The organism is Arthrobacter sp. Br18 (assembly GCF_000520555.1).
Lineage (GTDB): Bacteria > Actinomycetota > Actinomycetes > Actinomycetales > Micrococcaceae > Arthrobacter_D.
This window is the reverse complement of record NZ_KI914870.1, coordinates 1-8,379: the sequence shown is the minus strand read 5'-3', so window position 1 is coordinate 8,379 and position 8,379 is coordinate 1. Positions and strand designations below refer to the sequence as shown.

The 8,379-nt window shown below is 66.1% G+C and carries 11 protein-coding genes; 1 reads left to right on the top strand and 10 read right to left on the bottom strand.

From position 1 onward, the window contains the following. The coding region (infC, locus tag Y704_RS20770) for a translation initiation factor IF-3 (RefSeq protein ID WP_035772518.1) at positions 1-911 on the bottom strand (911 nt) is incomplete at its 3' end. A 96-nt stretch (positions 912-1,007) separates the two neighbouring features. Next, complete coding sequence (locus tag Y704_RS24535; protein ID WP_162149408.1) at positions 1,008-1,244, bottom strand: hypothetical protein; 237 nt, start codon at positions 1,242-1,244, stop codon at positions 1,008-1,010. Between the two features lie 10 nt (positions 1,245-1,254). Between Y704_RS24535 and Y704_RS0111530 the strand changes: the two genes are divergently transcribed. Then, positions 1,255-1,710 (top strand): DUF1844 domain-containing protein, encoded by a 456-nt coding sequence (locus Y704_RS0111530; RefSeq protein ID WP_035772515.1) that lies wholly within the window; start codon positions 1,255-1,257, stop codon positions 1,708-1,710. A 111-nt stretch (positions 1,711-1,821) separates the two neighbouring features. Here Y704_RS0111530 and Y704_RS0111525 read toward each other — a convergent pair whose 3' ends face one another. From Y704_RS0111525 to Y704_RS20765, 8 genes are all read right to left on the bottom strand, one after another. Next, positions 1,822-3,156, bottom strand: a complete 1,335-nt coding sequence (locus Y704_RS0111525; RefSeq protein WP_026550234.1) for an MFS transporter — start codon at positions 3,154-3,156, stop codon at positions 1,822-1,824. A gap of 29 nt (positions 3,157-3,185) precedes the next feature. Next, on the bottom strand, positions 3,186-4,040 hold the full coding sequence (locus tag Y704_RS0111520; RefSeq protein ID WP_026550233.1) for an SseB family protein: 855 nt from the start codon (positions 4,038-4,040) through the stop codon (positions 3,186-3,188). Further along, positions 4,037-4,795, bottom strand: a complete 759-nt coding sequence (gene priA, locus Y704_RS0111515) for a bifunctional 1-(5-phosphoribosyl)-5-((5-phosphoribosylamino)methylideneamino)imidazole-4-carboxamide isomerase/phosphoribosylanthranilate isomerase PriA (protein WP_026550232.1) — start codon at positions 4,793-4,795, stop codon at positions 4,037-4,039. Before priA ends, Y704_RS0111520 begins: the two co-directional genes overlap by 4 nt. 60 nt (positions 4,796-4,855) lie before the next feature. Continuing rightward, positions 4,856-4,996: a hypothetical protein gene (locus Y704_RS24530; protein ID WP_162149407.1), complete on the bottom strand. Its 141-nt coding sequence runs from the start codon at positions 4,994-4,996 to the stop codon at positions 4,856-4,858. A gap of 20 nt (positions 4,997-5,016) precedes the next feature. After that, positions 5,017-5,655: an imidazole glycerol phosphate synthase subunit HisH gene (hisH, locus tag Y704_RS0111505; RefSeq protein WP_026550231.1), complete on the bottom strand. Its 639-nt coding sequence runs from the start codon at positions 5,653-5,655 to the stop codon at positions 5,017-5,019. Next, positions 5,652-6,269, bottom strand: coding sequence for an imidazoleglycerol-phosphate dehydratase HisB (hisB, locus tag Y704_RS0111500; RefSeq protein ID WP_026550230.1), 618 nt, complete (start codon positions 6,267-6,269; stop codon positions 5,652-5,654). Before hisB ends, hisH begins: the two co-directional genes overlap by 4 nt. Before the next feature lie 80 nt (positions 6,270-6,349). Next, complete coding sequence (locus Y704_RS0111495) at positions 6,350-7,444, bottom strand: histidinol-phosphate transaminase (protein WP_026550229.1); 1,095 nt, start codon at positions 7,442-7,444, stop codon at positions 6,350-6,352. Between the two features lie 104 nt (positions 7,445-7,548). Next, positions 7,549-7,977 carry a LysM peptidoglycan-binding domain-containing protein gene (locus Y704_RS20765; protein WP_051476969.1) on the bottom strand — a complete coding sequence of 143 codons (429 nt, stop codon included), beginning with the start codon at positions 7,975-7,977 and terminating at the stop codon, positions 7,549-7,551. Positions 7,978-8,379 lie beyond the last annotated feature (402 nt).

Below are 8,379 nucleotides of genomic sequence, written 5' to 3'. Positions count from 1 at the left end.
GCCGACGGCGAGGTCCGTGCAGCCGGTGCGGTCCGGGCCGGTGCTGCAGTCCGGGTGGCCGGTACTTTCGGCGCGGTCATAACCGGCTTTTCCTCGGCCTGCTCTGGAGCAGCCTCCGTGGAGAGGGTCGGCTCTTCCGGCGGCGTTGCTTCCTTCGAAGCGGTGTCGGCCGTTCCTGCATCTGCCTGAGCTGCAGTGGAGCCGGCGTCGTCGTTTCCTGAACCGGCATCGACCGGCGTCGCGATGGTCGTTTCCTCGGCCGGGGCGCTGTCACTGCCCGTGATCGAATAGCCTTCGGGAAGGAGGTCGGCGAGGCTCTGGGTCAGTGGAGCCCCACTGTCGCCCGAGACATCCACACGGCCCGTGCCCGACTTCGCGGCTTCGTTGGCGGCCTTCGCATCCGCCCGCTGTGTGGCACGGCGCGCTTCGGCCTTCGCCTCGGCCTTGTTCTTGACCGGGCCGATCACCATGACCATGTTCCGGCCGTCGATACGGGGTGACGACTCGACCACTCCGACTTCTGCCACGTCCTCGGCGAACCGCTGGAGCAGGCGGATGCCCATCTCCGGGCGCTGCTGCTCGCGGCCCCTGAACTGGATCATGGCCTTGACCTTGTCGCCCGCTCCCAGGAAACGGAGTGCGTGTCCGCGCTTCGTCTCGTAGTCATGGGTATCGATCTTGAGGCGGAAGCGGATTTCCTTGAGGACCGTGTTGGTCTGGTTCTTCCGTGCCTCACGGGCTTTCACCGCGGCCTCGTACTTGTACTTACCAAAATCCATGAGTTTCGCCACCGGAGGCTTGGCCTGCGGTGCTACCTCGACAAGATCCAGGTCGGACTCGGCTGCAAGTCGGAGTGCGTCCTCAATACGGACAATCCCTACCTGTTCGCCGGCAGGTCCGACCAACCGCACCTCTGAAACGCGGATACGATCATTGATTCTTGGCTCGCTAATGTGTAACTCCTGTTGGTTCTGAAACTGATAACCGCGTGAAAATGAAGAAGGCCCTCAATTGCAAGCGCAATCGAAGGCCTCGGGGATCAGTGCTGGGGCGTGGTTGCCGATCGAAGAATCCGGCATACCGATACCACCTGTACCGACCTGAACCCGGCTACCTGTAATGCTCGGGAAAGCACCAGGAAAATCGCGGGTGGGAGAGGACTCCGCTTGCATACCGGCCGCATACTTCTCCATCAGGTGTTCCGTCAGGCGCAAAAGTAACGCGGACCAGTTGGTCTGTGACAAGCTTACCAGCATGAGTCCCGCAGACAGCAATCTCCCGCAGCCCGGTTCGGGCAGCACCGGGGAGCCGCACGAGGCCCCTCCCGTACGCCGCAGTTTCGCGGACGAGACCAATGCCGCCGGAGATCCCGAGGAGGGTGTGCGCCGGCATATGCGCGACATCGCCGAGGTGGCCGCAGTCGAGGTGATTACCACCTCCGCGGTTCACCTGATGAGCGCCGCGGCGGTGAAGTGCGGCCTTGCCGCAGGCGAGGACGCCGAGGAACTGAAAGACCTGGACGAAGCCCGGAAACTCATCACCGCGCTTGCGGGCTTCGTCACCGCAGCTGCCCCGGAGATCGGCAGTCAGCACGCCGGTCCCCTGCGCGACGGCCTCCGCTCGCTGCAGCTGGCCTTCCGTGAGGCGTCGATCATTCCCGATGCCCCGGGGCAGGGTCCGGGCGAGAAATACACGGGGCCGGTCAACTAGCGCCGCGGCGGGACTTCCGTCACGACGGGATTGCCGCGACGGCGAATCAACGGACGCGTCAGCACGGACCAGCGCAGGGTCAACACGCGTCAGCACGGACCGGCGCACGGGTCATGAAAGGCTGAGCGCCCGCCGGCGCCGGGCCTTCTGCGACGCGATTCCGCCGACTCCAACGAGTCCCGCGACAACGCCGACAGCAGTGAACCCGCCCCACGGGCCCGTGACGTCGATGAGGACACCTGCAAGGGGTGCCCCCATGGCGACTCCGGAGGTCAGGGCAGATCCGTACCAGCCCATCGCCTCGCCGCGCCGGTCCTCCGCGACCAGATCAGCAACCTTCTCCGAGGCCGCTGATAGCACCGGCGCACACAGCAGGCCGGGCAGGATCGACAGCAGGCTCAGCGCCAGGGTGTCCTGGGCGAAACCCATGGGAATGGTCAGCACCCCCATGCCGAGCAGCAGGAGCAGGGGCGATACCGGATGGCGAAGCGCGCCGTAGATCAGCCCGCCCACCACTGACGCGGCGCACCATGCGGCGAAGACCAGCCCCAGCTGCCCCTCCCTACCGGACTGTTCGAGGGTCGCGATGATCCCGACCTCGGTGCCCGCCAGGACGAGCCCCGCGCCCGCGGCCACCATCATCACCACGGCGACCGGGACGCTCAGCCAGACGAAGGAGCTGCGCAGCTTCTCCCGGATGACGGCGACCGGCGACCGGCGGTCGGAGTGCACACCCGGATCGCGTCCCGACAGCAAATCTGCCCCGGCCTCGGCGACTCCTCCCGGCGCGGAGGCGACGACGGCTCCTGCAGCGAGGGCGCTGTCCTCCGAGGGAGTGGGTGCCACCGGCAACGCGCCCGGTTGGCCGCTCCGGGTGGGCGGGTTGAACCACATCAGGAAGAGTCCCGCGAGCGCCGTCGCGAACCCTATCAGGGTGAGTCCGAAGACGGTCGAGATCTGCGTTGCCAGCACCACTCCTACTGCCGGGCCCACCATGAAGATCACCTCGGTGGAGATGGCGTCGAGAGTGAAGGCGGTGCGGCGTGAGTCGCCACTGACGAGTACACCGAGGGACTGGCGGACCACCGAGAAGGCGGGAAGGGTGAAGAGCCCTCCCACCAGGGCAGCCACCAGCAGCCATTCGTACGGCAGCCGCGGCGCGATCGACCAGATGACCGCTTCGGCTACAACCGAGGGAATCAGGGCCTTCCTCAACCCTGCACTGTCGATCCTGCGGCCCCTCCAGGGAGCCCCGACCGCGATGCCGATCGTCACCAGGGCGGCGACGGCGCCCGCAGCGGCATAACCCCGATCGAGGGTCTGGACTACGTGCAGAGTCAGCAGGACGCCGGCTGCGGAGTGCGGGAAGCGTGCGATCATCCCGACGATCAATAGCCTGCGTACGGGAACGATCCGCAGGAGCTCGCGGTATACGGCGAAGTTCACTGGGAATACTTTCTGCGAAATCGGGACGGTCAGCGGGTGAGTTTGAGCTCGAGTGAATCGACGCGCTCCACGAACTCCCGGTTCTCCTGAAGGGCCGACCGGAACCGCAGGACGAGCGCTTCGACCTCGGCGGCGGGAAGGTCGGGCTTCAGCTTGAGGTCCATCCGGAGCTCGGGCCCTGATCCTCCACCGAGGGCAAGCCTACCGTCCGCGGTGAGGGCCGGCACGCCCGACCCCAGCCCTACCCGCACTTCAAGGATGCTGTTCTCTCCACCGCTGATGCCGGCGATGATTCCGGTGAGGGCCTCATCGCGGTAGGACGGAACCCAGGGAAGCTGCTGCGCCAGCGCCCACACGGCGGGCCTGCGCACCACGAAGGTGAAGGAGGATCCCGGGTCGATCACCAGGAGCTCGGCCTTCTCGGCCACCGCTGCCAGCGCCGCGCGGGATGTGTACACAGCCACCGGCCGCGCTTCCGGATGCCAGGCAGCCAAACCGGCCGCGGCGCTGAAAACGGGCAGCGCCGTCCGGCCGTCGGGTGCCTTGAGGGTCACCAGGGCCATGTCGGCTTCCTTGTCAGCGGCCCTGCCACCTGCTCCCTCGGCCGTCTGGGTCACCTCGGCGACGATGGGAATGAAGACCCGGGCCTCGGAAAGCGCATGGATCACAGCTTCCTCGCGGGACGCCGGCCCCAAGGAAGCGTCGAACAGCCCCCTGACGGCTGCGGCGTAGCCGGCATCGGCCTGTCCGTTGTCTTCGTCGAAGTTGTGCAGCGGGTTGCCGGGACCCGCCAGGTTCCGGCCGGCCCACGGCCGGCCGGCGGAGTCGGCAAGCTGACCTGCGAGTGCCGCCTCGATATGTGCCGGCAGCTTCCGTCCGGTCACACGTGCAGTTCCGGGCGTCCGGCGACATCCAGGGCCTCCGGAAGCGTGAACGCCCCCGCGTAGAGAGCCTTGCCGACAATCGCGCCCTCGAGCCCCTGGGGCACCAGCAACCGCAGGGCAGCCAGGTCGTCGAGGCTCGAGATACCGCCTGAGGCGACAACGGGTCGCGACGTCCTGGCGAGGACCTGCTCCAGGAGTTCGACGTTGGGCCCGCGCAGCGTGCCGTCCTTGGTGACGTCGGTGACAACGTACCGCGCGCATCCGGCGTCCTCGAGCCGCTGCAGGACCTCCCACAGGTCGCCGCCGTCCTCGGTCCAGCCCCGAGCTGCGAGCGTGGTTCCCCGGACGTCCAGCCCGACGGCGATCGCGTCCCCGTAGCGGGCAATCACGCGCGCCGTCCACTCAGGGTTTTCCAGCGCCGCCGTTCCGAGGTTGACGCGTTCGGCGCCGAGTTCGAGGGCGGCGTCGAGGGACGCATCGTCCCGTATCCCGCCGGAAAGCTCCACCTTGATGTCGAGCTTCCTGACGACCCGTTCCAGGAGGGCGCGATTCGACCCGCGGCCGAAGGCCGCGTCGAGGTCGACGAGGTGCACCCATTCCGCGCCGTCCTTCTGCCAGGCCAGAGCGGCGTCCAGCGGATCGCCGTAGTCAGTTTCACTCCCGGCTTCGCCCTGCACGAGGCGTACGGCCTGGCCGTCGGCAACGTCGACGGCGGGCAGAAGTTCCAGGATGGGGGTCTCGGTGAAGGGGCTCATGCTCTACTTTCAGCTTGGCGGATGGTTTTCAGGTACAGCCGGAATGGTCCGGCCTGCACATCAATTCTGGGGAAGGGTGAGCAGGTAGGCCGCGACGAGGGACATCCCGGCGAGAATCCAGAAGCCGATGATCAGCCACTTCGGGAGCCCCTGGCTGCGGAAGGACAGCGCTCCGCCTATCAGGAGTCCGGCCACACCCATCAGAACGACGCTCCACATTGCTACCGCAGCCCGCCGATCCAGTTGCGCAGCAGCTGCGCGCCGGCGTCTCCCGACTTCTCCGGGTGGAACTGCGTCGCGCTCAGGGGACCGTTCTCGACAGCGGCGATGAACGGTCCACCGTGGTCCGCCCAGGTGACCTGCGGCGGCTTCATGGCCGGCTGCGTGACGTCGAACTTCCAGTGCTGCACCCCGTAGGAGTGAACGAAATAGAAGCGCTCGTCAGCGATGCCGTCGAACAGGACCGAATCCGCAGGCGCCGACACGGTGTTCCACCCCATATGGGGGACGACGTCGGCTTTCAACCGCTCCACGGTGCCCGGCCATTCCCCCATGCCCTGGACCTTCGTATCGTGTTCCACACTGTCGTCGAACAGGACCTGCAGCCCGACGCAGATTCCGAGCACCGCACGACCTCCTGCGACCCGCCTGCCGATCATGCGCAGTGCGTCGACCTCCTTGAGTCCCTTCATGACGGTTTCGAAGGCGCCCACGCCGGGCACCAGGAGGCCGTCGGCCTCAAGCACGTCCCCCGGTTTTGCGCTCAGGGTCACCTCCGCACCCACATGCTCGAGTGCACGCACCACTGACCGGACGTTCCCCGATCCGTAATCGAGCACCGTGACCTTGCGCACGCTCACAGCGCGCCCTTGGTGGAGGGGATGCCCTTGACCCGTGGATCAGCTTCCACCGCGGCACGAAGCGCCCGGGCGAACGCCTTGAACTGCGCTTCGGCGATATGGTGGGGATCCCGGCCGGCCAGCAAGGTCACGTGGAGGCAGATCTGCGCGTGGAGCGCGATCGCCTCGAACACATGCCGTGTCAGGGATCCCGTGAAGTGCCCACCGATCCGGTGGTATTCCTGGCCGGCGGGTTCCCCGCCGTGCACGAGGAACGGCCGGCCCGAGATGTCGACGACGGCGTTTGCCAGCGCTTCATCGAGGGGAACCGTGGCCTCCCCGAAGCGCCGGATTCCGGCTTTGGTGCCAAGGGCTTCCCGGAGCGCCTCCCCGAAGGCGATCGCGGTGTCCTCGACGGTGTGGTGAACGTCGATGTGGGTGTCCCCGAAGGATTTCACCGTCATGTCGATGAGTGAGTGCTTTGCCAGTGCGGTCAGCATGTGGTCGTAGAACGGCACCGACGTACTGATCTCCGATTCCCCGGTGCCGTCCAGGTTGATCTCGACCAGCACGCTGGATTCACTGGTCGTGCGCTCTACCCGGGCCGTGCGGCCGGCGAAAATTTCCACAGTCATGGCGGTCCTTCGATAGGTTCGGTGCCCGGGTTCTGGGCGGATGTGCCGCCCTTGTTCCCCACAAGTCTAGAAGACGGCACTCAGAGGAGGGTGCGGAGGGTGTCGAGGAACACTGTGGTCTCCGCCTCAGTTCCGGCCGTCACCCTGAGATGGCCGTCGATGCCGACGTCCCGGATGAGGACTCCGGCCTGGAGCAGCCCGCGCCATACGGCCCGGGAATCGTCGAGACCGCCGAAGAAGACGAAGTTGGCGTCGGACGGTGCCGGCGACAGGCCCAGTAATCCCAGCTCGGCCACGATGCGGTCCCGCTGCTCCTTGATCGCTTCGACGTTGGCCAGCAGGGTGTCCGCGTGGGTCAGGGCGGCGTTGGCGGCTGCCTGCGTGATGGCGGACAGGTGGTACGGCAGCCGAACCAGCCGGAGGGCATCCGCAATTTCCGGAGCAGCAGCGAGGTAGCCGAGACGCGCACCGGCAAGTGCGAAGGCTTTGCTCATGGTGCGGGACACGATAAGGCGCTCCCTGCCGGGCAGGAGGGTCAGAGCGCTTCCCGTACCCGACGTCGCGAACTCGCCGTATGCTTCATCGACGATGATGATGGCCCGCTCCACTTCCCCTGCCTCATAGGCAGCTTCGACGACGTCGAGGCCGAGCGCCGTGCCGGTGGGGTTGTTCGGTGAGCAGAGAAAAACGATGTTGGCCCGTGAGTCGCGGACGTGCGCGGCAGTGGCGGACGCGGTCATCCCGAATGCCGCGCTCCTACCAGCGGTGACATAGCGGGTGTCGGTACTGCCTGCCAGAAGCGGGTACATGGAGTAGGTGGGGGGAAACCCCAGAGCCGTCCGCCCGGGTCCGCCGAAGGCCTGCAGAATCTGCTGGAGAACCTCGTTCGATCCGTTGGCCGCCCACACCTGCTCCGGGACGATTCCATGGCCGAGATAGGCGGCCAGGTTGGTGCGAAGCTCCGTGAACTCCCTGTCCGGGTATCGGTTGAGGCCCCGGGCCGCCACATCGACGGCGGCGACGATCGCTGCGTGGACGTCCGCCGGCACACCATGCGTGTTCTCGTTGACATTGAGCAGGATCGGAACGTCGATCTGCGGGGCGCCGTACGGAACCAGCCCCACCAGATTGTTCCTCAGCGGGAGTTGGGCCAGTGCCTCTTCGCGTTTCGTCACCCTGCGATTTTAAGCGATGGGCGGTTGATCTGAAGAATCCCAGGTGCCTGGCACGCAGACAGATGTCTGCAATGATCGATCGCCCTCGGTCCGGTTACCCAGCGTCAGTTGCTGAGCGGCACAGCGAGGGACTGGCCCGCCTGGACGACCGACGAACCCAGACCATTCAGTTCGACGATCTCGGCGACGAATTCGCGGGGGTCGCGGTCCGGGGCGAACTCTCCCGCGAGCCCCCACAGAGTCTCCCCCTGACCCAGACTGACGCGGACGGTTTCAGTGGGCTCGGGCATACCCACTGCTGCTCCTGCCTGGGAGGTCAGGGAGGCTCCAAGCAGCATGACCAGTGCCACGAGCAGGACGATCGGAAGGCCCACCAGAACGCGCCGTCCCCGCCTCGTCAGCCGCATCGGACCCGGCTCCATATCCTGCGAACCGAAAGAACGCACCGCCCGGGCCGGAGCCGGACTGCCTTTCCGGCGGGTGATGATGGCGGCTGGAGCGGTGCTGGACCTGGTGATGGAGAGCGCTGTCATGGCTGAACCTCTTTCGGATCTTCGAAGCTGTCGGACGGGCCCAATCCGGGAATTAGAACACGTCTTCTATTTTCTTCCTGCTTATTCTTAGCACCTGCGGACGAATCTTGTCGAGACTCACTCGAACATATGTTTGATATCACGCGCCGGCTGTTCTAGCGTTGGGTTAGGGCGCTAGGCGGATGCTCAGAGGTGAACTTGGTTCCCACAACATCACCTGCCACCGACAAACCGGGCGGACTGTCGGTAAAGGTCAGCGCATCGAGGGAAAGGATGACCAGTGGCAGAGCACCAGGCGGCAACACACGAGGTTCCGGACGCGGGATTGGCGAGTGCAGAGTTGGCAGACGCAGGATTGGCGAGTGCAGAGTTGGCAGACGCAGGATTGGCGAGTGCAGAGTT

Coding starts and splice junctions, on each gene's coding strand:
- Y704_RS0111530 (WP_035772515.1), top strand. CDS start 1,255: ATGAGTCCCGCAGACAGCAATCTCCCGCAGCCCGGTTCGGGCAGCACC.
- priA (WP_026550232.1), bottom strand. CDS start 4,795: ATGAGCCCCTTCACCGAGACCCCCATCCTGGAACTTCTGCCCGCCGTC.
- Y704_RS24530 (WP_162149407.1), bottom strand. CDS start 4,996: ATGGGTGTGGCCGGACTCCTGATAGGCGGAGCGCTGTCCTTCCGCAGC.
- hisB (WP_026550230.1), bottom strand. CDS start 6,269: ATGACTGTGGAAATTTTCGCCGGCCGCACGGCCCGGGTAGAGCGCACG.
- Y704_RS20765 (WP_051476969.1), bottom strand. CDS start 7,977: ATGACAGCGCTCTCCATCACCAGGTCCAGCACCGCTCCAGCCGCCATC.